The sequence below is a fragment of the Halomicrobium urmianum genome, assembly GCF_020217425.1.
GTDB lineage: Archaea > Halobacteriota > Halobacteria > Halobacteriales > Haloarculaceae > Halomicrobium > Halomicrobium urmianum.
On record NZ_CP084090.1, the window covers coordinates 372609 to 396103 of the forward strand.

The 23495-nt window shown below is 69.2% G+C and carries 21 protein-coding genes; 9 read left to right on the forward strand and 12 right to left on the reverse strand.

Annotated features, from left to right (window positions below; genetic code table 11):
* Positions 1-47: 47 nt before the first annotated feature.
* Positions 48-2045, reverse strand: a complete 1998-nt coding sequence (acs, locus tag LCY71_RS01825; protein ID WP_225334659.1) for an acetate--CoA ligase — start codon at positions 2043-2045, stop codon at positions 48-50.
* Between the two features lie 425 nt (positions 2046-2470).
* On the opposite strand from acs, the gene LCY71_RS01830 reads away from it, so the two are divergent.
* Complete coding sequence (locus LCY71_RS01830) at positions 2471-3337, forward strand: hypothetical protein (protein WP_225334660.1); 867 nt, start codon at positions 2471-2473, stop codon at positions 3335-3337.
* Positions 3334-6051, forward strand: coding sequence for a hypothetical protein (locus tag LCY71_RS01835; RefSeq protein ID WP_225334661.1), 2718 nt, complete (start codon positions 3334-3336; stop codon positions 6049-6051). The genes LCY71_RS01830 and LCY71_RS01835 overlap by 4 nt, the downstream gene beginning before the upstream one ends.
* A 4-nt stretch (positions 6052-6055) precedes the next feature.
* Here the strand turns inward: LCY71_RS01835 and LCY71_RS01840 are convergent, their stop codons facing one another.
* The 6 genes from LCY71_RS01840 to LCY71_RS01865 all read right to left on the reverse strand — a co-directional run bounded on the left by LCY71_RS01840 (position 6056) and on the right by LCY71_RS01865 (position 12900).
* Positions 6056-6886 (reverse strand): CBS domain-containing protein, encoded by an 831-nt coding sequence (locus LCY71_RS01840; RefSeq protein WP_373325147.1) that lies wholly within the window; start codon positions 6884-6886, stop codon positions 6056-6058.
* A gap of 94 nt (positions 6887-6980) precedes the next feature.
* The gene (locus LCY71_RS01845; RefSeq protein ID WP_225334663.1) at positions 6981-8585 is read right to left on the reverse strand and encodes a DHH family phosphoesterase; all 1605 of its coding nucleotides are present in this window, start codon (positions 8583-8585) and stop codon (positions 6981-6983) included.
* A gap of 25 nt (positions 8586-8610) precedes the next feature.
* A complete protein-coding gene (gene lrpA1 / locus LCY71_RS01850) occupies positions 8611-9039 on the reverse strand; it encodes an HTH-type transcriptional regulator LrpA1 (protein WP_225334664.1) in 429 nt (142 codons plus the stop codon).
* 131 nt (positions 9040-9170) lie between these two features.
* Complete coding sequence (locus LCY71_RS01855; protein ID WP_225334665.1) at positions 9171-10109, reverse strand: thiamine pyrophosphate-dependent enzyme; 939 nt, start codon at positions 10107-10109, stop codon at positions 9171-9173.
* Positions 10110-10112: 3 nt separating this feature from the next.
* Complete coding sequence (locus tag LCY71_RS01860) at positions 10113-12014, reverse strand: 2-oxoacid:acceptor oxidoreductase subunit alpha (protein ID WP_225334666.1); 1902 nt, start codon at positions 12012-12014, stop codon at positions 10113-10115.
* A gap of 283 nt (positions 12015-12297) precedes the next feature.
* Positions 12298-12900 (reverse strand): chemotaxis protein CheC, encoded by a 603-nt coding sequence (locus tag LCY71_RS01865; RefSeq protein ID WP_225334667.1) that lies wholly within the window; start codon positions 12898-12900, stop codon positions 12298-12300.
* Positions 12901-13052: 152 nt separating this feature from the next.
* Between LCY71_RS01865 and LCY71_RS01870 the strand changes: the two genes are divergently transcribed.
* Positions 13053-15083: an ATP-binding protein gene (locus LCY71_RS01870; protein ID WP_225334668.1), complete on the forward strand. Its 2031-nt coding sequence runs from the start codon at positions 13053-13055 to the stop codon at positions 15081-15083.
* A 40-nt stretch (positions 15084-15123) separates the two neighbouring features.
* Here the strand turns inward: LCY71_RS01870 and LCY71_RS01875 are convergent, their stop codons facing one another.
* From LCY71_RS01875 to LCY71_RS01895, 5 genes are all read right to left on the reverse strand, one after another.
* The gene (locus LCY71_RS01875) at positions 15124-15798 is read right to left on the reverse strand and encodes an O-methyltransferase (RefSeq protein ID WP_225334669.1); all 675 of its coding nucleotides are present in this window, start codon (positions 15796-15798) and stop codon (positions 15124-15126) included.
* 69 nt (positions 15799-15867) lie between these two features.
* Positions 15868-16665, reverse strand: coding sequence for a BtpA/SgcQ family protein (locus LCY71_RS01880; protein WP_225334670.1), 798 nt, complete (start codon positions 16663-16665; stop codon positions 15868-15870).
* 46 nt (positions 16666-16711) lie between these two features.
* A complete protein-coding gene (locus tag LCY71_RS01885; protein ID WP_225334671.1) occupies positions 16712-17572 on the reverse strand; it encodes a universal stress protein in 861 nt (286 codons plus the stop codon).
* A 107-nt stretch (positions 17573-17679) separates the two neighbouring features.
* Entirely contained in the window at positions 17680-18270 is a 591-nt protein-coding gene (locus LCY71_RS01890; protein WP_225334672.1) for a thioredoxin family protein, read from the reverse strand.
* A gap of 51 nt (positions 18271-18321) precedes the next feature.
* Complete coding sequence (locus LCY71_RS01895) at positions 18322-18618, reverse strand: hypothetical protein (protein ID WP_225334673.1); 297 nt, start codon at positions 18616-18618, stop codon at positions 18322-18324.
* Positions 18619-18780: 162 nt separating this feature from the next.
* Here LCY71_RS01895 and LCY71_RS01900 point away from each other — a divergent pair, with 162 nt between their 5' ends.
* The 6 genes from LCY71_RS01900 (at position 18781) to LCY71_RS01925 (ending at position 23459) form a co-directional block, all read left to right on the forward strand.
* Positions 18781-19275: an Lrp/AsnC family transcriptional regulator gene (locus LCY71_RS01900; RefSeq protein ID WP_225334674.1), complete on the forward strand. Its 495-nt coding sequence runs from the start codon at positions 18781-18783 to the stop codon at positions 19273-19275.
* On the forward strand, positions 19272-20417 hold the full coding sequence (locus LCY71_RS01905; RefSeq protein ID WP_225334675.1) for a pyridoxal phosphate-dependent aminotransferase: 1146 nt from the start codon (positions 19272-19274) through the stop codon (positions 20415-20417). The genes LCY71_RS01900 and LCY71_RS01905 overlap by 4 nt, the downstream gene beginning before the upstream one ends.
* A 408-nt stretch (positions 20418-20825) precedes the next feature.
* Positions 20826-21575 carry a helix-turn-helix domain-containing protein gene (locus tag LCY71_RS01910; RefSeq protein WP_225334676.1) on the forward strand — a complete coding sequence of 250 codons (750 nt, stop codon included), beginning with the start codon at positions 20826-20828 and terminating at the stop codon, positions 21573-21575.
* Positions 21576-21737: 162 nt separating this feature from the next.
* Positions 21738-22430 (forward strand): class I SAM-dependent methyltransferase, encoded by a 693-nt coding sequence (locus LCY71_RS01915; RefSeq protein ID WP_225334677.1) that lies wholly within the window; start codon positions 21738-21740, stop codon positions 22428-22430.
* Between the two features lie 5 nt (positions 22431-22435).
* Positions 22436-23146: an AzlC family ABC transporter permease gene (locus LCY71_RS01920; protein WP_225334678.1), complete on the forward strand. Its 711-nt coding sequence runs from the start codon at positions 22436-22438 to the stop codon at positions 23144-23146.
* A complete protein-coding gene (locus LCY71_RS01925; RefSeq protein ID WP_225334679.1) occupies positions 23139-23459 on the forward strand; it encodes an AzlD family protein in 321 nt (106 codons plus the stop codon). The genes LCY71_RS01920 and LCY71_RS01925 overlap by 8 nt, the downstream gene beginning before the upstream one ends.
* Positions 23460-23495: the final 36 nt, after the last annotated feature.

Here is a 23495-nt window from a genome sequence, read left to right on the forward strand (position 1 = left end):
CGAGAATAGGGCCGACGCGGCGCTACGGCGGCGACCGGACGGGGTGTCTAGTCGCCGTGGACCTGTTCGCGGATCTCCTCGGCGACGCTGGGGTCCCGGAGCGTGGTGGTGTCTCCGAGGTCCTCGTCGTTGGAGATGTTCTCCAGGAGGCGCCGCATGATCTTGCCCGAGCGAGTCTTGGGCAGGTCGCCGCAGAAGATGATGTTCGCCGGCCGGGCGAACTTGCCGATCTCGTCCTCGACGGACGAGATGATGCGATCGCGCACCTCGTCGCTGGCCTCGATGCCCTCGCGGAGGACGACGTACACGTCCGGCACTTCGCCCTTCTCGGAGTCCTCGCGGGCGGCCACGGCGGCCTCGGCGACGTCCTGGACCTCCGAGACGGCCGACTCCAGCTCCATCGTGCCGAGGCGGTGCCCGGCGACGTTCATCACGTCGTCGAGGCGGCCGAGGATGCGGAAGTAGCCGTCCTGGCCGTGGACCGCGCCGTCGCCGGCCTTGTACACCCAGTCCTCGGGGTCGTCGCTGTCGGTGTCGGAGAAGTCGCGCCAGTACTCGTCGATGAACCGCTCGTCGTTGCCGTAGACGGTCTGGAGCATGCCCGGCCACGGCTTCTCGATGACGAGGTTGCCCGCCTTGCCGCTGGCGGGCTCCAGCGGTTCGCCCTCGTCGTCGTAGATGGCCGGCTGGACGCCCGGACAGGGGTAGCCGGCGCTGCCGGGCTTCATGTCCTTCAGGGCAGGCAGGTTCGTGATGAGGTGGCCCCCGGTCTCGGTCTGCCACCAGGTGTCGACGATGACGGCGTCCTCGTCGCCGATGTACTTGTAGTACCACAGCCACGCCTCGGGCTGGATGGGCTCGCCGACCGTGGTCATGTGGCGGAAGTCGAAGTCGTAGTCCTCGACGTACTCCTCGCCCCACTTCATGAACATGCGGACGGCGGTCGGCGAGGTGTGGAAGATGTCCACGTCGTAGCGCTCGGCGATTTCCCAGATGCGGCCCTTGTGGGGGTGGTCGGGCGTGTCCTCGTACATCACGCTGGTGGTGCCCAGCGACAGCGGGCCGTAGACGATGTAGGAGTGGCCCGTGATCCACCCGATATCGGCGGCGCACCAGTAGGTGTCCTCGGGCTTGATGTCGAGGACGTACTTCGAGGTGGCGGTGACGTAGGAGAGGTAGCCGCCGGTGCGGTGCTGGCACCCCTTGGGCTGGCCCGTGGTCCCCGAGGTGTACATCAGGAAGAGCGGATCCTCGGCGTCACGGGAGACGGGGTCGACGCGGCGGCGCTCGTTCTCGGCCAGCAGGTCGTCGACGAGCACGTAGGGGTCGTCGCCGGTGATCTCGACGTCCTCGTGCAGTTCGTCGTGGCGGGTCCACAGCAGGACCGTGTCGACGTCGGTCTCGGCCTCCTCGAGGGCCTCGTCGCACTTCTCCTTGTGGTTGAGGAACTCGCCGCGGCGGTAGTAGCCGTCGACCGTCACGACGACGTCGCTGTCGGCGTCGTCGATGCGGTCGGCCAGCGCCTGCGCGGAGAAGCCGGCGAACACCTCGGAGTGGGGCGCGCCGATGCGGGCGCAGGAGAGCATCGTCACCGGGAGGGCGGGAAGCATCGGGAGGTGGCAGGTGACGACGTCGTCCTCCTCGACGCCGACGTCCTGCAGGACGGCGGCCGTCTCGTTGACGCGGTTGTATAAGTCCTGGTAGGTGATGGTCTCGCGCTCCTCGGCGTCGGTCCCCTCCCAGATGAGCGCGGCCTGGTTCTTTCGCTCGTCGAGGTGGCGGTCGATGCAGTTGTAGGAGGCGTTGAGCTGTCCACCCGTGAACCACTCGTAGAACGGCGGGTTCGAGTCGTCGAGGACCTCGTCCCACTGCTCGTCCCAGTCGAGCAGTTCGGCGTACTCCTCGAAGGCCTCCGGGTAGTCCTCGTCGAACCGCTCGTAGATGTCCGGATCGGTGACGTTCGCCTGGCCGACGAAGTCGGTCGGCGGTCGGAAGTAGTCCTGTTCCGTGAGCCGTGCCTCAAGTTCTGGGCCCTCATCTGACATAGGTAATTGTCCCCATGCCAAGGTCAGACGGTACCCGTATTAATTTATCCCCATTATTCACAACAGGCATCTGTCAAAATATTGTACAGCTGTGCAGAAACCGGTAGACGGCATCATCTCGTTCCTCCGTTCGGAATCGTACTCGAAGTGACGCGCGCTCGCCACTGACTGGGCGCGCAACGCCGCGTTGCGAGGAAATTCCGCGACGGTGATCGTACGCGCTGCGTCGTCGCTCCAGCCGAAATATCACCGCCGATAATCGGCCACAACCGTCTTTACGACATAGACGGTCCTACCGCCCAGAACGTCTGAATCGGGAGACGATCACACACGATGGTCGCTGGAAACGATAGCGTCGGCCGGGACAGAGCCACGGTGCGGAGACCGCCCGGACTGACGGGTGGAACGCGACCCGGACACCGATCATGCCGCGATTGACGACCGTCCGGACCGGCGTGGTCGTCGTCCTTGCCTGTGTGTTGCTCGCGTCGGTCGGCACCGCACAGGTGACCGCGGACTGCGCCGGGGACGGCGACGGTGCGCTGTTCGTCGCGGACGGCGGCCTCACCGTGGAGCACGCGGCTGGGACGTCGGTCAGCGAGGGAGAGACGTACCGCAACGCCAGCGCGCTCCGGTTCGGGAACGTGACCGTCGTCGCGAGGGGCCCGGCGTCGCTCCGCCTGGACGCCGTCGGGGGGACGGTATGCGCGGTCGACGTGAACGCCTCCGAGACGCCGATCAGGATCGCAACCGACGGACAGCCGGCGATCACCGTCAGCGGACGGGCGTCCGCGTTCGCCGTCGGTCAGGTTTCGACGGACGACCCGTCCGACGCCGACGTCGCGTACGAGGCCGCGGATCCGATCGGCGTCACGCTCGGCCCGCCAGACGGATCTACCGATCGACTGGTGGCGGTCGACGTGGCGACGAGCGAGACAGTCGCGATGTCGACCGACGACCCGGCCACGCTGTCGCTGCCGGCGGGTCGCCACCGGATCGCGTTCGTCGCCGCGACGACGACCGTCGAGCCGTCCTCGACCGGGTCGCCGCGCGGCGACTCGACTGCGACCGGCGGGACGGCGACGGCCACGGGGCCAGCGACGACCGCGACAGGGGACGACGCGACACGGACCGCGGAGTCGGGGTCCCGAGCGACGCCGACGCAGCGAGCGACCACGACGGCGCGAGGAACGACGACGACCGGGAGCGGACCGGGATTCGGGGGGCTCGCGGCGCTCACCGGGTTCGCGGGCGCGGTGCTACTGGGGATACGACGGAGGAAGCCACGATGACAGACGACGAACTCGCGGAACTCCGACGGCGCATCGAACGGCTCGAACGGGAGCGGGGCGGCAGCGGCTCCGACGGCGACTCGCCGGACGACGGGGACGAACGGTCCGGGCGACGCGGCGGCCGCGTGACGAGGCGCTCCCTGCTGCAGGCTATCGGCGTCGCCGGGCTCGTCGGCTACGGCGCGAGCGCCGCGAGCGCAGATCCGCAGGGCCAGCTCGGGACCACGTCCAGCCCGCTCAGGCGCCTGTACCTCGAGACGCTCGCCGGCGGGCTCACCGGCAGCGACGTCCTCTCCGGGCTCGACGGACCGGGCCTCCGGATCGAGGATGAGACCCTCCGGGCGGTCGTGAGCGAGGTCGAGAACGCCGGCGACGGCGTCCCGCTCGTCGAGGTCGCCGACGGCCAGGTGGCCGTCCGCTCCGTCAGAGACGGCAGCGGCATCGGCGTGGAGCGTGACGGGGACGAGGTCGTCGTCGAGAACACGCGCAGCGGCGGCGGCGAGAGCAACGACGGCGAGAACCTCGCCTCGAGCGGAGCGCGCGTGTACGCCGGCATGGGCCGCGACACCCTCCAGTTCCGCCGACTGACTGAGGGCACCGGCGTCTCGCTCTCGGAGGGGGACGAGACGGTCGCGACCTCGGCCAGCGGCGGGAGCAACGATGGCGCGACGCTCGGGAGCGGCGACACCTCGATCTACGCAGGGCTGAACGGGGACACCCTGGAGTTCCGCCACCTCGACGGCGGTTCGAACGTGTCGCTGTCGGCCGGAACCGACGCGATCACGATCGACGCGTCTGACACCGACACGCACACGGGCGTCTCGGACAGCGGCACCTCGATCCGCTCGGACGTGACGGACATCGACTTCGCCGCGAACCTCTCGGTGACCGACCAGGGCGACGGCTCCGTCGCAGTCGACGCCAGCGATACGGGCGAAGCGAACGACGGCGCTAACCTCGGAACCGGTATCGGACTCTACGCGGGGAAGTCCGGGTCTACGCTCGAACTCAATTCGCTAGTCGGCGGCTCGAACGTCTCGCTGTCGTCGGCCTCCGGCGAGGTGACGATCGACGCGAGCGACACCAGGACCGACGTCTCCGACGGCGGGACGACCGTCGCCACGGGCGTCTCCGACATCGACTTCGCTACGGACCTCACGGTGACTGACGACGGGAACGGAACGGTCAGCGTCGACGCCTCGGTGGCCGACACTCACACGGACGTCTCGGACAACGGGACGACTGTCGTCTCCGACACGGGCGACATCGACTTCGCCGCGAACCTCTCGGTGACCGACGACACCGACGGCACCGCCACCGTCGACGCGAGCGACACCCACACAGACGTCACCGACAGCGAGGCGGGCGTCACCGTGAGCGACGTCGACGGCGTCGACTTCGGGAGCAGCCTCTCGGTGACCGACGACGGGGACGGCACCGTCACGGCGGACGTGAACCTCTCGATCGGCGATATCGCCCAGAACGGCGCCACCGACGGCCAGGTCGTCACGTGGGACGGCTCCGCCTGGAAGACCGACTTCCCGGGGACGACGGGCGACGCCGCCTTCGACCTCCTGGCCGGCGGGACGCGGGGACTCCGCCTCGACCCCGACAACAGTTCGAAGGCGGTCTCCGTGGTCGGCGGCCACCCGAACAACGCCGCCGAGAGCACCGCAGCGGCGGTTGGCGGCGGTGGCCTGGACGCCGACGGCAATCCCAACGTCGTCCACGACTCCGGCGGGACGATCGGCGGCGGGCGGGGCAACCAGGCCGGAAGCTCGTCGAACAACGAGGCGACCGTCGGCGGCGGTTACAAGAACACCGCGAAAGGCAGGAAGGCGACCGTCGCGGGCGGGAACTCGAACACCGCGAGCGGTCTGGAATCGGCCGTCGCGGGCGGCTATGGCAACTCGGCGTCGGCTGACTACTCGACCGTCGCTGGCGGGAACTCGAACGCCGCCTCGGGGGCCAAGTCGGTCGTCGCCGGTGGAACCACCAACACCGCGAGCGGCCAGGAGTCGACCGTCGGTGGCGGATACAACAACACGGCCTCGGGGCAGTACTCGGGCGTCCTCGGCGGCATGAACAACACTGCAGGGGGCAATTACAGCGTCGCGATGGGGCGAAACGCCACTGCGAGTCACGCCGGTGCGATCGTTCTCGGCGACTCCACGTCCACCGAAGAGCAATCGCAGCAATCGGACGAGGTCCGCTCGCAGATGGAGATGTACGCGCCGGCGTTTAACAGCCCCAGTGCCCGGTCGAAAAAGGAAGCCATCGATCCGGTCGATGAGGAGTCGATTCTGAAGGGGCTTCTCGACCTCGAGATCAGTACCTGGGAGTACATCGAACACGATAACGGCCGGCATATGGGTCCGATGGCCGGCGACTTCGCAGATGCATTCGGTCTCAGTGACGACGAGGAGATGATCGGCGCAGTAGACGCCGATGGTGTCGCCTTCGCGGCGATCCAGGGCCTCGCCGAGCGCCTCCGCCGGAAGGGCGAGCGCATCGCGGACCTGGAGTCGACCGCCGACTCGCTCCGGAACGAGGCCGACGAGCTCGAGTCCGAGGTGGACGAACTCGCGGCAGAGACCGACGAGCTACGGGCCGAAAACGACGAACTGCGCGCCGAGAACGACGCGCTCCGGAACCGCTGTGACGAACTCGAGGAGCGCCTGGCCGCGGTCGAAGCGCGCCTCGGCGGGGAGTGACTCGTCAGTCGGGCCCGCCGTTCTGGAGCCGCTCGGTGGCCTCGACGAGCGGGTGGTGGGCGTAATCGACGACCTCGATGTCGCTGATCTCCTCCAGCCCCTCCTCCTCGGCGGTCCGGGCCATGCCGAGCTCGACGGGTTCGTCGAGGACGATGACGTAGGCGTCCATCTCCTCGATGCCCAGCCGATTGGCGGCCGTCGCGCGGTGGTGGCCGTCCGCCAGGAGGAGGTCCCGCTCCCGGGCGGCGGTCTCGCCGGCGAGCTCGCCGACGGTCGCCCGGTTCTCCGGCGTGGCGCCGCCGTTGTCGATGACGACCAGCGGCTCGGCCAGTCCGCGCTCGAGCTCGTAGATCCGCCCCTCCAGTTCGTCGGCGTAGACCGTCCCCTGGGTCGGCACCAGGTCGGCGAGGGCCACCTCGCGGCGCTCCTCGCGAGCGTCGACCCCGTGGATGGTCTCGAGGGTCCGGGTCAGCTTGTCTACCTTGCCCGGCGTGGCGCGCTCGATCTGCGAGCGGATGGCGTCCGCGTTCGAGATGATCCCCACGAGGTGACCGGCGTCGTCGACGACGGGGAGCTTCTGGATGCCCGACCGGAGGATCACGCGCGCGGCCTCCTGGACGGCCATGTCCGGGTGCGCGACTAGAAGGTCCTCGCTCATCACCCGGAAGATCGGCTCGTGGTCCTCCCGCAGGAGGAGGTCCCTGGCGCTGACGAACCCCTCGACGTGCCGGCCCTCGCAGACCGGGAAGCCGCTGTGCCCGTCGCTCTCGGCGATACGGCGGGCGACGTCCTCGACCGTGTCGTCCGGCGAGACGGTCGCCACGTCCCGGGTCATGTACTCCTGGACGCGGGGTTTCGGCTCCTCGCTCACGGATGGGTGGTGGCGTCGGCGCGGGAAAAACCTCGCGGCGGTCGGGTCGGCGCGTCCGTCAGCAGTCCGGCCGGCCTTCCCGCCGGTCGGCGGCCTCGCCGTCCCGGTCGCCCCCGGCTGACTCCGCGCCGTCGGCGTCGGAGCCGTCGTCGGTCTCGGCACCGGGGTCGGTCGACTCGTCCCCGTCGGCGCCGCCGTCGCCGTAGGTGCCGGCAGTGTACTCTCCGGGCGCGTACACCGGCGTCAGCAGGCGGTTCGACCGGGACTCGATCGCCTCGAGGAAGCGCTCGTCGACGACCGATCGGACGATCTCGTGGAGCGACTCGTCTCGGTCCTCGATCGAGTCGAGCACGCCGAGCGTGATCTGAGCGCCGGCCATGTCGGCGTGCCCGCCGGCGCTGCCGATCCGGCCGAAGGCGTCCCGCAGCACCTCGCCGACGTCGAGGTCGGTGCCCCGCGCCCGCGCCGAGGCGTAGATCGTTCCCTCCATGACGCCGTAGACGAGCGTCGTGTTGACCTCCTCGAGGTCGAGCAGTCGGTCGGCGGCCTGGGCCAGGGCGTCGCGGTCGGACAGTTCGCCGATGCAGGACAGCAGCACCGACCCCTCACGGGTCCGGTTGCGGATGGCCCGGGCGATGGTGTCGAGCGTGTCCGCGCCCATGCTCGGGTCCTCGATGCGCTGGAGGACGCTCAGGTCGGCGTGAGGCAGGAGGTAAGCGGCGGCCTCGAAGTCCTCCGGCGAGACCTCGCGCCGGAACTCGCGGGTGTCGACGCTGATGCCGAACAGGAGACCGGTCGCGATGGTTCCGTCGAGCAGCGATTCCGACTGGCGGAGGTAGTCGGCCAGGAGGGTGCTCGTCGCGCCCACGTCGCTGCGCAGGTCGACGAACCGCGCCTCCACGGGGACCCGCGGCGGGTGGTGGTCGATCACCACGTCGATCGGCGTCTCCGGCGGGAGCTGGTCGTTGACCCCTGCTCGGGAGTGGTCGACCAGGGCGAACCCGTCGTACTCCGAGATGTCGGCCTCCTCGTCCAGTTCCCGGAGGTCGAAGTCGAGCACGTTGACGAACGCCCGGTTCTCCTGGTGGGTGATCTCGCCGTAGTAACAGACGTCGGTCTCGCAGCCGACGGCCTCGGCGATGCGCGCCAGCGCGACGGCGCTGGCGATGGCGTCGGGGTCGGGGTTGTCGTGAGTCACGACGGCCAGCCGGTCGCCGACGTCACGCAGGACCCGCCGGAGTTGTCGACTCCGGAGCGACTCGTCACCGACCCGCTCGGTGACGTGGTCCGTCACGGCGCGGCCGTGGTCGACGACCCGGTCTGCGACGCCGTCGACCGCCTCGCGGACCGCTGCAGATGCGCCAGGGCCGGTCGCTGCCACCAGCATCGCGTCGGGGAACACCCGGCGGGCGTTCTCGGCGAGGGCGGCGTTGCGCTCGGGCTCGTCCGTCGCGACGACGACCGAGTCTGGATCGAGCCCCAGGCCGGCGAGACTCGCCTCGTCGATCGGATCGACCCGCTCGACCCGCACGCCGTTCGACCGGAGCGTCTCAGCCCGGTGCTCGTCGCTCGTGACCACGAGCAGGTCGCCCCGCCGCTGGGACAGCTCGTCCACGACTGCCCGCCACAGCGGGCCGGCTCCGACCACCAGACGAGAGACCATGAGAAAAGAGAGGGACTGGAGACAGTTACTTCAGTCGTTCCTGGAGGAACGAGGGGTGGGCCGCGGTGACGCCCTCGATGGAGAGGACGTCCTCCTCGATGATGTCGCCGACGGCGTCGCCGTCGGCCGCGCGGATCTCGGCCATCAGCATGTGATCACCGCTCGAGGTGTACAGCGACTCGATCGCGTCGATCGACTTCAGTTCGCGGGTCACCTCGACGTAACAGTCGCTGGCGACGTCCATCCCGACCAGCGCGATCGACTGGCTGGCGAGCTTCTTCGGATCGACGTCGGCCGAGTAGCCGACGATCACGCCCTCGTCTTCCAGCTTGTTGATGTACTTGCGGACGGTGGGCTTGGAGACGTCGGCCCGGTCCGCGATCTCCGCGTAGGACGCTTGCGCGTCCTCCTCCAGAACCGACAGTATACGACGCTCCGTAGACTCGACGCTCATACCCACTTCTTTTGGATGGACGGAAAAATATGTTCCGAACGGCAAAAGGATAGTTGACAGGAAGATCCGATCCCGGTACCGTCGTGGGGAAATCGGGCCACGGCGGCGCTCGGGTCGGTTCTCCCGTCTGTCTATTTGTGGTAGTCGAGCAGTTCGTCGGCGGTCCGCTCCCACTCGGCGTCCTCGTCGAAGTACCGCTCGGCCAGCGGCTCGTCGGGCATCTCGCCGGTCGCCGACTTCTCCTCCTGGTAGGACGGGCGGTCCTCGTCGACGTAGTACCGACCGGTCAGGACCTCGCCCTCGTAGAGCTTCGACTCCGTCTCGTACATGATCTCAGCGGCCTCCTGCCGGTCCGAGACGTCGTGGTCGTACTCGTCGGACTGCTGGATGTCCGTGTACGGGACGTACTGCTTGGCGTCCTTGTTCCAGGTCGGACACTGGGTCAGGAAGTCCACGTGGGCGAAGCCGTCGTGCTCGATGGCCTCCGCGAGGATCTCCTTGGCCTGGTTCGGGTTGACGGCCGCGGTGCGGGCCACGTAGGACGCGCCGGCGGTCAGCGAGAGGCTGAGCGGCCGGATCGGCGACTTCGCCGAGCCGGACGGCTGGGTCTTGGACTTGTGGCCCTTCGGGCTCGTCGGCGACGTCTGGCCCTTGGTCAGCCCGAAGATCTCGTTGTTGAACACGATCGAGACCATGTCGTGGTTCTCGCGGGCCGTGTGGATGAAGTGGTTTCCGCCGATGCCGTAGTTGTCGCCGTCGCCGCCGGCGGCGATCACTTCGAGCTCGGGGTTGGCCAGCTTCGCCGCGCGGGCGACGGGCAGTTCGCGCCCGTGGATGGTGTGGAAGCCGTAGCTCTCGAAGTAGCTGTTGAGCTTGCCCGAGCAGCCGATGCCGGTGAACAGCGCCACCTCGTCGGGGTTCTTGCCGACCATCGGCATCGCCTGCTTCAGCGCCTTCAGGACGCCGAAGTCCCCGCAACCGGGACACCACGTGGCCTGCGGCTCGATGCCGGGTGTGAACTCATCGCGGTCGGTCTCTCGTTCCTCGCCGATTGCTGAGAATGCGCTCATTGGTTAGTCACCTGCCGCGGGTACGTACTTCATGTTGTTCGCGGCGAGTTCCTCGCCGTTGATGCTGGACTCGAAGCCCTCCACGATCTCGTGGGGCTCGAAGGGGTTGCCGTTGTACTTCAGCAGGCTCGAGAGCTTCGGCCCGAAGCGGCCGATCTCCTTCTGGGTGAGACCGCGGAACTGGCCGGTGGCGTTCATCTCGACGACCAGCGCCTGGTCGACGGACTCGAGCCACTCCGAGACCTCCTCGACCGGGTACGGCATCAGGTCGGAGACGCCCAGCGCCTTGACCGAGTGGCCGTTCTCGTTGAGCCGGTCGACCGCCTCGAAGACGGTGTCCTGGTGGCTGCCCCACACGAGGATGCCGTGGTCGGCGTCCTCCGGACCGTGGTACGTCTGGTGGGAGGCGTTCTCGTCGAGGTCCGTGCGGATGTCGTCGAGCTTGCCCAGCCGGCGGTCCATCTGGAAGACCCGGTTCTGCGGGTCCTCGCTGATGTGGCCGGACTCGTTGTGCTCGTTGCCGGTCGCGAGGAAGCGACCGTCCTTCTGGCCGGGCACGGAGCGCGGGCTGACGTTCGAGCCGTCCTCGGGCTCGTGCTGGAAGCGCTGGAACTTGCCCGACTCGTGGTGGGCGGCCTCGGCGATCTCCTCCTCCGTGAGGACCGAACCCGGATCGCCGCTGGGCTCGCGGTCGAAGAAGCCCTCGTCGACGTTGCGCAGTTCGCCCTGGAGCTTCTGGTCGTAGACGACGATCGCCGGGATCTGGTAGTCGTAGGCGATCTCGAAGGCCTTCCTGGTCTGGTCGTAACACTCCCGGAGGTTACCGGGCGCGAAGACGACCCGCGAGGAGTCCCCCTGGCTCGTGTACAGGACGTGCTCGAGGTCGCCCTGTTCGGGCTTGGTCGGCATCCCGGTCGAGGGACCGGCGCGCATGGCCTCGACCAGCACGACCGGCGTCTCCGTCATCTCGGCGAGGCCGAGCGGCTCGGACATCAGCGCGAACCCGCCGCCGGAGGAGCCGGACATCGCCTTGACGCCGGCGTGGGACGCACCGATCGCCAGCGACGCGGCGGCGATCTCGTCCTCGACCTGCTCGGAGATGCCCCCGAACTTCGGGAGGTTCTGGGACATGATCGTGAAGACGTCGGTCCACGGGGTCATCGGGTACCCGGAGATGAACCGACAGCCCTCGTCGAGCGCGCCGTAGGCGATGGCGTTCGAACCGGAGAGGAGGACCTGATCCTCGTCGTGGGCCTCGGCCTCCGGAATCGTGAGGTCGTGGTCGTGATCCATCTCGGAGACCTCGTCGTAGGCCTGATCGAGGACCTTCAGGTTGGCCTCCATCACGTCGCCGGACATGTTCTCCTGGATCAGCTCCTCGAAGTAGGAGGTGTCCATGCCCAGCAGCGCGGCGGTCGCGGCGACGCCGGCGGTGTTCCGCATGACCTCGCGCCCGTGCTCGCGGGCGATCTCGCGCAGGTTCAGCGGGTACACGTGCCAGTCGTTCTCCTCGGCGCGCTCCTCGAGGTTCAGGTCCGCGATGTCGTCCTCTTCGAGGAGGCCCTCGTCGTAGACGATGACGCCTCCCTCGCGGAGGTCGTGCAGATTCTCGGAAAGCGGCTTGACCTCCTCGTTGCCGTAGTACGCTCCTTCCTGCGGGTTCCGTGCGAAGGAGTCACCGAGGGCGAGAAGGAAGTTGTACCCGTCACCGCGCGAACGTACGTCGTCGTTGCTCGCGCGTACCTCTACGAACGTGTGGCCGCCCCGGATGCGCGACGGGTAGTGGCGATGAGTGAACACGTCGAGTCCCGACCGCATCAGGGCCTTGGCGAAGTTCTGGCTGGTCGAGTCGATCCCGTCCCCGGAACCGCCAGCGATTCGCCAGATTAGTTCCTGGCCTGTCATGGTAAATCATCGGCCCCAAAGCAGGTGCCGTATCTGAGGAAAAGAATGGCCCCGACTAAAGATTTTCCACTGATTTACGTCCCATTAATCGTTATCGATTGGGAGATGGCCCCTCGCTCCCGATTTCGGGAGGGCGAGAAAAGAGCTAACAAACCGTATTTGCACCCATTATGTAATGGAATAATCAGGATCGGGAATGGCGAGGGCGTACATATCCCTCGTAAGCAATAAATCGCCGAGCGGAGCGGGGCGGACGGAAACGAGAGAAAACAGATCGATCCGGTCAGACTTCGATCTCCTGCATCAGGCCGACGAGTTCCTCCAGTCGCGGGAAGGTGTAGACCGTGACGTCGATGTCGGACTCGAGGGCGTGCACGCGGGAGTCGAACATCAGGGCCATGTCCGTCTCCCGGTCGCCGACGAGCTCGTCGACCATCCCGCTCCCGGGACCGAAGGTGAAGTTCGGCGTCGACATGTCGATCGTCGTGTCGAGGACGTTCGCCCACCCGTCGATGAACCCGCTCGTCATGATGTTGCCGATCTCCCGGATCGCAGACCGCTCCATGTCGGTGAACCCGCTGGCCTCGGGGTCCGTCTCGCCCATGTCGCCGATCATGCCGTGGGCGAGTTCCTTCGCGCTGGCGGCGTTGAACAGAAAGAGGATGTGTCCGTGAGGCGGTTCGAGCATCTGGATGCTGATGCCGATCTGCTTCTGATCGCCGACGTGGGTCTTGATGTCGGGGACGTCGATGAAGTTGATCTTGGTGATCTCCATCTCCGTCTCCATCCCCGTCATCTGGCTGAGGTGGTTGGCGACCGTGTTCCCGCCCTCCTTGGCCATCCGGTTGAACAGCCCGAGCTTCCGTATGTCGATCATCAGACTCATAGCGAGGGGTACTGGGGCCACGTTTCCCGCCCTCCCACATAAGAGGTAGACCCCCATTCTCGGAGACGAGAATCGCGGGCCTCGGGGCGATCGCGGGTCGTATCAGGCCTCAACGCTTTTCACGCAGTACGTGTATGGTACGGGGACACGCGATGAGTCACCTGCTCGAAGCGCCGACTGCCGTCGTGGTGGTCGGCGACGACGCTGACTCCGGCGTCGAGTCGGCGTTGACTGGGGGAGCGGTCACGGACGTCGTCCACCGAACCGCGGCCGACGGGGCAGTCGTGACGATGGGGGAACGCGACGACGTCGGCTGCGTCGTCCTGTTCGAGCCCGCGAGCGAGGGCGCTACCCACGCCTGCCGTATGATCCGGGACGCAGACCGGAACGTGCCGATCGCAGTGGTGACCGGGGTGGGGCCCGACGTCACCGCAGCGCTCGCGGACGTCGAGCACTGCCGCCTCCTGCCGCGGTCGGTCTCGCCGGCCCGCCTGCGGGAGGTCGTCGACGGGGCGCTGGCCGACTACGAGGAGCGCCGCGACCGGACCGCGAACAGCAGCATCCTCGAGACGCTGCTCGAGGAGAGCGAGGTCTCGATCTACGCCAAGGACGAGCAGGCGCGGCTCGTCCGGATGGCTGACCTGGAGTACAGTCCCGACCCCGACGAGGCGCGCGGGAAGACGGACCCGGATATATGGGGCGACGAGACGCCGGAGATGGCCCAGAGGACCTACGAGGACGACCTCGAGGTCATCGAGACCGGCGAGCCCGTCTACGAGCAGTGCGAGCGGTTCGACCAGGAGGACTACACGTACTGGTCGGAGACGACGAAGGTGCCCTGGCGCGACGGGGACGGCGAGATTCAGGGGCTCGTCGGCGTCTCGCGGGACGTCACCGAGCACATGGAGCGGGCCCAGGAGCTCCACGAACGGCGCCGCCTCATCGAGCGGTTCGCGAGCTACGTCTCCCACGACCTCAAGACGCCGCTGCAGGTGGCCAGCGGCTCCCTCCAGCTCGCCCGCGAGACCGGCGACGAGGAGGCCTTCCGGAAGGTCGACGAGGCCCTGGAGCGCATGGAGGAGACCATCGACGACCTCAGCGAACTCGCCAAGCGGAAGGCCGAGGCGGCCACGACCGACGACGTTGAGGAGAGCCTATCCGACCTGGAGGCCGACGAGTCGATCAACACGCCGGCGCTGCGCGGCCTCGTCGAGGACGTCTGGAGCGTGATCGGCGCCGAGGAGGCGACCCTCGAGGTCGACGCGCCCGGCGGCGCGACGGTCACGGCCGATCCGGAGACGCTCCGCCCGCTGATCGAGAACCTGCTGAAAAACGCCGTCGTCCACGCCGGCCCCGACGTGACCGTCCGCGTCGGGCTCACCGACCGGAACGGCTTCTACGTCGCCGACGACGGCCCGGGCATCCCGCCGGAGGAACGCGACCGCGTCGTCGACGAGGGGTACACGACGGACGAGGACGGCACCGGGATGGGCCTCAACATCGTCGACGAGATCGCCGCCGAGAACGAGTGGACCCTGGACATCACGGACAGCCGGGCCGGCGGCGCCCGCATCGAGATCAACGACTGCACCGTCGTGGGCGAGCGGCCCCGCGACTTCGTCCCCGGACGCCCGGTCCAGCTGGTCGACGACGTCGGGGTCGCGGGGACGGCCGAACACGTCGAGGCCGTCGACCGCTGGATCGTCACCGGCGCCGGAGAGAACATCTGGGCCGGGACCAACGAGTTTCACTTCCTCTACGGCACGACGACGCCGGTGCGGATTCAGGCCCGGATCCGCGACCTGGACGCCGTCGACGAGTACAGCAAGACCGGCGTGACGATCCGCGGCGGCCTCACCGAGGACGCCCCGTTCGGGTTCGTCGGCCTGACCGGCGGCCACGGCACGGAACTGGCCTGGCGCGAGACCGCGACGGGACCCACCGAGACCCGGCAGTTCGAGGAGCCCGAGTCGACCTACGAGTGGTACCGGATCGAGTGCGTCGACGGGACGGTCACCTGCTCGGTCTCCCGGGACGGCGACGAGTGGAGGGCCATCGACCAGCGGACCCTCCCGTTCGACGGCGAGGTGTACGTGGGACTCGCCGTCTGCAGCCACGACGAACACGTCCACAGCGTCGCCGAGTTCGAGGCCGTCAGCGCCTACCAGCTCAACGAGCGGTGATGGCAGCGTCCACGTGGTCGACGAGCGGTGACGACGGCGCCTATTCCCCGTCGACTCTGATGCTCGCGGCCACGCCCTGCCCCAGCGGCAGCAGGCCCGTCTCGAAGGCGGGGTCGTCGCGCACCGTCGCCAGGTAGTCGGCGACGCCGCGGCTCCCCTCGCTGGCGTCGACGGCCTCGCCCGCCAGCAGGGCCCGGACGTCCTCGAAGTCCAGCGACCCGGCCTCGACGGCGTTGTCGGCGACGACCACGCCGCCCTCGGAGACCTTCGGGCGGACCGCCTCGAAGGCCTCCCGGTAGCGGTCCTTCTCGTTGTCGATCAGCACCAGGTCGAACGGGCCCTCGTAGTCGGCGACCGTCTCGATCGCGTCGCCGTGCTCGAAGCGGGCGCGGTCGGCGTAGCCGCCCCGCTCCAGGTTCTCGCGGGCGTCGGCCAGTTCGTCCTCGTCGATCTCGGTGAGGACGATCTCGCCGTCAGCGGGCAGCGCCGGCGCCGTCCAGTAGGCCGAGTAGCCGTAGCCGGAGCCGAACTCGAAGACCCGCTCGGCGTCGACGGCGCGGGCGAGCAGCCGGAGCCACCCGCCGACCGCGGGCCCGACCGTCGGGAACCCCTCGCTGTCGGCGCGGGCGTCCATCTCCGCGATCACATCGTCGCGGTCCGGCGCGAGCGTCCGTGCGAACTCCTCTGTGACGTCCGGGAGCGGATCTTCGTCCATGCCGGGCGGTCCACGTCGCACGGGATAAATCCCCTCCCCGAATCACGGCGGCGACGGGAACGGTCGGGGTCAGAGGGCGTCCACGAGGCGTCGAACCCGGTCCTCGTCGACCGGGTTCGCGACCTCCCCGTCCCGCTTGAACGCCGTCCCAACGATGGCCCCGTCGGCGACGTCCAGCAGGTCCGGGGCGTTCTCGGCCGTGACGCCGCTCCCGACGAGGACGGGCACGTCCGGATCCACGTCGTCGCGGACGCCGACCACGGCGGCGAGTTCGTCCGCGTCTGCGGACGACCCCGTCGCCGGTCCCGAGACGACCAGCCCGTCGGCGCGGCCGCGCTCGGCGGCGTCGGCGACCTGCTCCGTGACGGGTCTCGCGGACAGCGGCGCGGAGTGTTTGACCGCCACGTCGGCCAGTACGGCGACGTCGGCGTCGATCCGGTCGCGCAGGCGCAGCGTCTCGTGGGCCCGGCCCTCGATCACGCCCTGGTCGGTCGCGCGGGCGCCGACGTGGACGTTCACCCGGACGAACGATCCGCCGGTCGCTGCGGCGACGGACAGCGCCGCCTCGGCGTCGTTCCGGAGGACGTTCACACCGACGGGGCAGTCGACGGCCTCGCGGACGGCCCGGGTCGCCGCGGTCATCTCGGTGATGACGTGGTCGGGGACGTCGTCGGGGTAGAAGGGCGCGTCCCCGAAGTTCTCGACCAGTACCGCGTCGACGCCGCCCGCGGCCAGCGCCTCGGCGTCCGCGACGGCGCGCTCGCGGACCACCTCGCGGTCCTCGAACCCCGGCGCCCCGGGCAGCGGGGGAAGGTGCACCATGCCGACGACCGGCGACCCGGCGCCGAGTCGCGCTGCGACGTCCATTGCGGGGCCGTTCGCGGGGGCAGGCCAAAACGCCACCGGCGGCGGCTCAGCCGCCCTGCTCCTCTTCCTCCTCGGCGGACAGGACCAGCACGGGCACGTCGAGGTCCTCGACGAGTTTCGTCGCGACGCTCCCCAGTAGCTGTCCGGAGAGGCTCCCGGAGCGCTCCGAGGCGATCACGACGACGTCGACGCCCGCCTCGGCCACGTAGGCGTCGATCTCCTCGTGCGGGGTCCCACGCCGGACCTCCCGTTCGACGCGGGCGCTGGTCGCGTCCGCCACCTCCAGGAACTCGTCGACGTCGTCGGCCGCCTCGCGCTCCAGCCGGTCCAGGTACTCCGAACTCGCGCCGCCGGCGTCGAAGCTGCCCGCCTCCGTCGAGAGGTCCACGACCCGGGCGACGTGCAGCGTCGCGTCGAACTCCCGCGCGAGCAGCGACGCCCACGGCGCCGCGTATTCGGCCTCGTGGCTCCCGTCGGTCGTGGCGAGCACGTCGTCGTACGCAGTCGCCGGGTCCACGTCGGCCGTCTCCGGCACGGCGAGGACGGGCACGTCGGTCGTCCGCAGCAGGCGATCGACAGCGCTCCCGAACAGCCGCTCGCCGACGCTACTGGGGTCGCTCCGCCCGATCACGACCACGTCCGCGCCCGTGTCGCGCACGTGTCGCTCGAGGGCCTCGGGAACGTCCCCGTCGATCACGTGCGACTCCCGGTCGACCGACCCGGCGTCGACCGTGGCGTCGGCGACGGCGTCCCTCGCAAGCGCCGCCGGATCGCCCGACGTGCCGTCGTCCGCGACGTGGACGGCGTCCAGCGTCGCGTCGTGGGTCGCCGCGAACGCCTTCGCCACGGCTGCCGCTCGCCGGGCCGATTCCCCGTCGCCGACGGCGACCATGATCCGGTCGATCATCACCGTCCCCTTCGGCCTATCGACGGGTAAGTGTTGACGTGGAACAACGATCTGGCTAATCGCCCGTCGGTCGAGGGGGGCGAACAGACGCGGTCGAGAGCGGATCGCTATGCCTCCCAGTAGTCGGGCTCGTTGCCGGGCTTCCACTTGATCGAGCAGCCACGCGAGGGCTTCTCCTCGGCCGTGACCTCGTCGCCGGCCAGCAGCGTCTCGACGTGAGCCCTCATCTCGCGCTCGCTCGGTTCGTCGTCCGGATGCAGCGCGTCGTCGATGCGACCGTGGTAGGCGACGCGGAAGGTGCCGTCGTCGTTCTGTAGCAGGAACGGATCGGGCGTGCAGCGGGCGCCGTACGCCGCCGCGACCTCCTGGGACTCGTCGCGGAGGTAGGCGTCGTAGCGGATCGTGCCGTCCTCGACGAGTTCCGTCATCCGGTCGAGGGAGTCGTCCGGATACTCCCCCTCGTCGTTCGCGTTGACGCCCACGACGGCGAGGTCGTCGTACTCCTCGGCGAGCGCGTTCAGCTCGTCGAGCTTCGCCTGCGCGTACGGGCAGTGGTTGCAGGTGAACACCACCAGCGCGGCCTCGCGGTCGGCGAACTCCGACAGGGCGTAGGTCTCGCCGTCGGCGCCGGGCAGTTCGAATGTCGGTGCCTCGTCCCCGCGCGCGAGGACGTCGTCCTGGGACTCGAGTGCCACCATGGTCGTCCCGACCTTCACGGCCGCTGACAAAGAGGTTCGGGGATCGACGGATCAGTCCGCGGTCGCGGCGTCGAACGCCCGCGCGGCCTGCAGGGCCTCGCTGTCAGTCGCGAGGGCGTACACCGGCTCCTCGTCCCCCCGGTCGCGCTTCTCCACGAGTCCCAGGTCGGCGACGGCCGCCAGCGTGCCCTCGAGGTACAGCGTCCTGTACGGCACGCCGGTGGCGCCGCTCAGTTCCGTCCGGGTGTAGGTCTCGCCCGGATCGAGGTCCAGCAGGGCGGCGACCAGTGCGGCCGCGTCGTCGTGCTCGGCGAGCGCGTCCCACCCGCTGTGGGTCCCGTCGGTCATGCGGATGGGGTTGCGTCCGGTCGTCTTAAATGTGCACCCTCCCGCCGCTGGACCGGCGCGTGACGCGCGCCACCGGCGGTCCCGCCCGTTGCCGCGGAGGCGTGTGCGGACCGTCGGCACGGGGTAGCAACGCTTTAGTCCGCGCCGGAGCGGTGGTTAGGTATGGACGACCGCGGCGAGATCCTGGCGCTGTTGCGCGAGAACGCCCGCTACACCACCGAGGACATGGCCCGCCAGACGGGCCTCGACGAGGCCGAGGTCGAGGCGGCGATCGAGGAACTGGAGGCCGAGGGCGTCGTCCGCGGCTACCAGGCCGTCGTCGACTGGGACGCCCTCGACGAGGACGAAGAGCGCGTCCGCGCGACGGTCGAACTCAACGTCACCCTCGACCGCGAGACCAACTACGTCGACATCGCCGACCGGATCGCGAAGTTCCCGCAGGTGCGATCGCTGCGGCTGGTCAGCGGCGACTACGACTTCGACCTCGAGGTGGAGGGCGACTCCATGCAGGAGGTCTCGCACTTCGTCAGCGACAAGATCGCCCCGATCCCGGAGATCACCCAGACCGTGACCCACTACGTCATGGACTCCTACAAGGAGCAGGGCATCGAGTTCGGCGACGGGGACGACGACGACCGACTGTCCGTCTCGCCATGACGTTCGAGCCGGCCGACCGCGTCGCGGACGTGCCGCCCAGCGGCATCCGCCGCTTCTTCGAGCTGGCCGAGGAGATGGACGACATCATCTCGCTGGGCGTCGGCGAGCCCGACTTCTCCGCGCCGTGGGCCGCCCGCGAGGCCGCCATCGCCTCGCTGGAGCAGGGGAAGACCTCGTACACGGCCAACCGCGGCAAGCGCGAGCTCCGGGAACTGATCGCGGCGGACGTCGACCGGCGGTACGACCTCGACTACGACCCCGACGAGGAGATCCTCGTCACCACCGGAGCGAGCGAGGGGCTGGACCTGGCCTTCCGCGCCCTGCTGAACCCCGGCGACCGGGTAGCGGTCGCTCAGCCGTGCTACATCTCCTACGTTCCCGGTGTGGAGTTCGCGGGCGGCGAGGTGATCGACGCCCCCACGCGCGCGGCGGACGAGTTCAAACTGACCTACGAGGTGCTCGAGGAGTCCGGCGCGGCCGAGGCGGAGGCGCTGGTGTACTGCTACCCCAACAACCCCACCGGCGCGACGATGACCGAAGCGGAGCTCCGGGAGGTCGCCGAGTTCGCTCGCGAGCACGACCTGATGGTCTTCGCCGACGAGATCTACTCGGAGCTGAGCTACGAGCACGACCACACCTCCATCGCGACGCTACCGGGCATGCGCGAGCGGACGGTCGTGTTCAACGGCTTCTCGAAGGCCTACGCCATGACCGGGATGCGCCTCGGCTACGCCCTGGCGCCGCCGGAGGCGATCACGGCGATGAACCGCGTCCACCAGTACACGATGCTGTCGGCACCGACGACCGCCCAGTACGCCGCCATCGAGGCCCTGCAGACCTGCGGCGACGAGGTCGTCGACATGCGCGAGCAGTACGACCGCCGCCGGCAGTTCGTCCTCTCGCGGTTCGAGGAGATGGGCCTGGAGTGCTTCCCCGCGGCCGGCGCGTTCTACGCCTTCCCCGAGTGTCCGTGGGACGACGGCGACGAGTTCGCCGAGGCCCTGCTCGAGGAGGAGCGGGTCGCCGTCGTCCCCGGCAACGTGTTCGGCGAGGGCGGCGAGGGTCACCTCCGCGTCTCCTACGCGACCGGCCTCGGCGAGCTGAAGGAGGCGATGGCGCGCATAGAGTCGTTCATCGACTGAGACGCCACAGCGAGAGGGCCGGGTCGCCGCGGGGCGGCGACGTCGTGCCTCCGATGCGTCGAAAGAGGGACAGGGTGGTCGACGCCCCCGACGAAGGGTTCGGGCTCCGAGGACCGGTGGGACCGCCGCAGGCCGGGCCCGGTGACCACCCGTAGCGGGGCGGCCAGACCGGGTGCCGGCTCCGGCGGTCCGTGCGAGGCACGCGCACCGACCGACTGGCTGTGTCGTGCGGACGGCCGTCGCCAGCGGATCGACCGCCGGGCTACGTGCGGCCGACCCGGAGATCGCGACGGCAGTCCGGGCTTCGTCAGGGGCACTAGCGTCGGAGACCCGTATTCGATTGAACCTTTACCTACCATGGTCGGGTACGGGGCAGGTATTTTTGCCCCGGAGCAGAACGTGAACGTAATGGCATCGCCGAAGCGCGAACTCCTGAGCGTGGAGCTGGAGCTCTGGCACCCCGACTGCTGGACGAACGAGGTGATGGACGAGACGGACGCCGGCGTGTTGGGCCACGGGAGCGTCCTGGATGGGCGACGGGCCTACGAGCGGTGTACGGTCTACGGCGACTCGCCGGAGCACGTGGCCGAGGCCGTGGGGACGGCCGAGGAGTCCACGCGGATCGGTGACGTCCAGACCGTGCAGTCGACGCCGGCCGAGAGCGTCGTCCCGGAGTCGGCCATCGGCACGTTCGCGCAGGACGTCTTCATCGAGTACGAGTTCTCCGAGGGGATCGGACCGGCCTTCGCCTCCCGTGGGTTCGTCCTCGACGGCGCGTCGCAAATGGAGAACGGCAGGGAGGTCTGGCCCTTTCTGGTGCAGATGAACCGGTCGTCGCTCGGCCGCCGGATCGAGGAGATCCGCAACGAGTACGACGCGAACATCACCATCAGGCAGGTCACGTCGGCCGACCGCGAGCGGTCGACGTCCTCCTTTGAGGACCGACTGAGCGAACTGACCCCGCGCCAGCGGCAGGCCTACGAGCTGGCGCGGCGGCGCGGGTACTACGAGTGGCCCCGGGAGACGAGCGTGCAGGAGCTCGCCGACGACCTGGGCGTCTCGAAGACGACCTTCCTCGAGCACCTCCGGTCGGCCGAGAACCACCTCCTCGACCCGCCGGAGTCGCGGGATCGGTCCGGTGACGGTAGCGGCGGCTGAACGCCGCGACGGACTCGCACGACGTCCGGGACGCGGCGTCTTGATCGGTACGACGGTCGCCCGATCATAGTAGGGTGAGTTCCTTACCGGTGCGAGCGCTGGCCGCTACCATCGATCCGGAACGCGGCACCGACCGGACCGACCGCGCGCTGGGAGGGTATCATGACAGACGACACCGGGAAACAGTGGACCGAGCTGTATCACGCGAACGAGGACGAGGACGCGCCCCTCATGCCGTCGGAACCGCTTCCGTTTGTCGAGGAGATCGTGGGGGTCCTCGAGGAACGGGGCTACGGGACCGTCCTCGAGGCCGCCGCCGGCGAGGGCCGGAACAGCCAGCGGTTCGTCGAGGCCGTCTCCGATCTCCACGCGTGTGACATAAGCGAGGCGGCGCTCTCCGTCTGCGCCGAGCGGACGGGGGGACGGGTCACGGCGCGGCGCGCCGACGTCCGGGACCTCCCGTACGGCGACGGCGCGTTCGAGGCGACGATCATGCTGGACGCGCTGACCCACCTGCGGGAGGTCGAACTCGTGCTCCGCGAACTCGCACGGGTGACGGAGACGGGCGGACACGTCGTCTTCAACATGCCCGTCGAGGGGGACGACGCCGCGTCGACGGGCGAGCTCGTCGGCGGCTGGGGGGCGCTCGCGGAGTACGAGTACGCGACGGGCGGCCACGACGTGACCTACATGTTCGTCGGAGAACGGGATCGGTTCACGGCGCTCCTGTCGTCGTACGGGCTCCGGGTCGAGCGCGTCACGACGTGGGAGTGGCGGGACCCGCCGCATCCGCAGTACCGGCGCGAGGAGCACGACCACAGGAACGTCGTCGTGTACGCGAGAACCGGGGGCTAGCGAACATGGAGGCGCACGCCGGGCCGGACGAGGCGGAGTTCAGCCAGGAGGGGCTCGTCGCCGGCGTTCGGGAGAGCGTTCCGATCGCGCTGGGCGTCTTCACCTACGGGGTCGTGTTCGGCGTCCTCGCGCGGCAGTCGCCGCTCGGCCTCGGCGAGGCCGTGCTGATGAGCGCCTCGGTGTTCGCCGCGTCCGCGCAGTTCGTCGTCCTGGACCTGTGGGAGTCGCCGCTGCCGGTGGTCGCCATCGTCGCCACGACCGTCGCGGTGAACCTCAGACACCTCCTGATGGGCGCGTCGATCCAGCCGTGGCTCGAACGGCTCGCGCCCCGGACGACCTACGGGACGCTGTACTTCCTCAACGACGAGTCGTGGGGACTGACGATGCGCGCCCGGTCGAACGGGGAGCGCGACGCCGCGTTCCTGCTGGGCAGCGGCCTGGTCGTGTTCGTCGCGTGGGTCGGCGCGACCGTTCTGGGGGTCGCCGTCGGCGGCCTCGTCGAGAACCCCGCCCGGTACGGCCTCGACATGGCCTTCGTCGCCGTCTACATCGCGCTGCTGGTCGGCGTCTGGGACGGCCGCGGGGACGCCGTTCCCGTCGGGACGGCGGCGGCGGTGGCGGTCGTCGCCTCCGTCGTCGTCCCGGGGAGCTGGTACATCCTCGTCGGCGGGGTCGCCGGGAGCCTCGCCGGCGTCGCGCGGGACGAATATGTCTGAACTGGACGTCGACGGCCTCGCACTCGTAGCCATCGTCGGCATGGCGGTGGGTACGTACGTCACCAGGGTCGGCGGCTACTGGCTGGTGAGCCAGTTCGAACTGACCCTCCGATTCCGGGCGTGGCTGCGCTACCTGCCAGGCGCGGTCCTGGTGTCGCTGATCGTCCCCGACCTCGTGAACGGCGGCCCGGCGGAGTGGGGGGCGGCGCTCGCCGCGCTCGCCGTCGCCTGGCGCTCGGGGAACATCCTGTACGCGATGCTGGCCGGCGTCGGCGTCGTCTTCCTCCTCCGGCGTCTCCCGGTGATCGGGTGACCGGGGCAACCGGCCGTCAGTTACCCGTTCACGCGC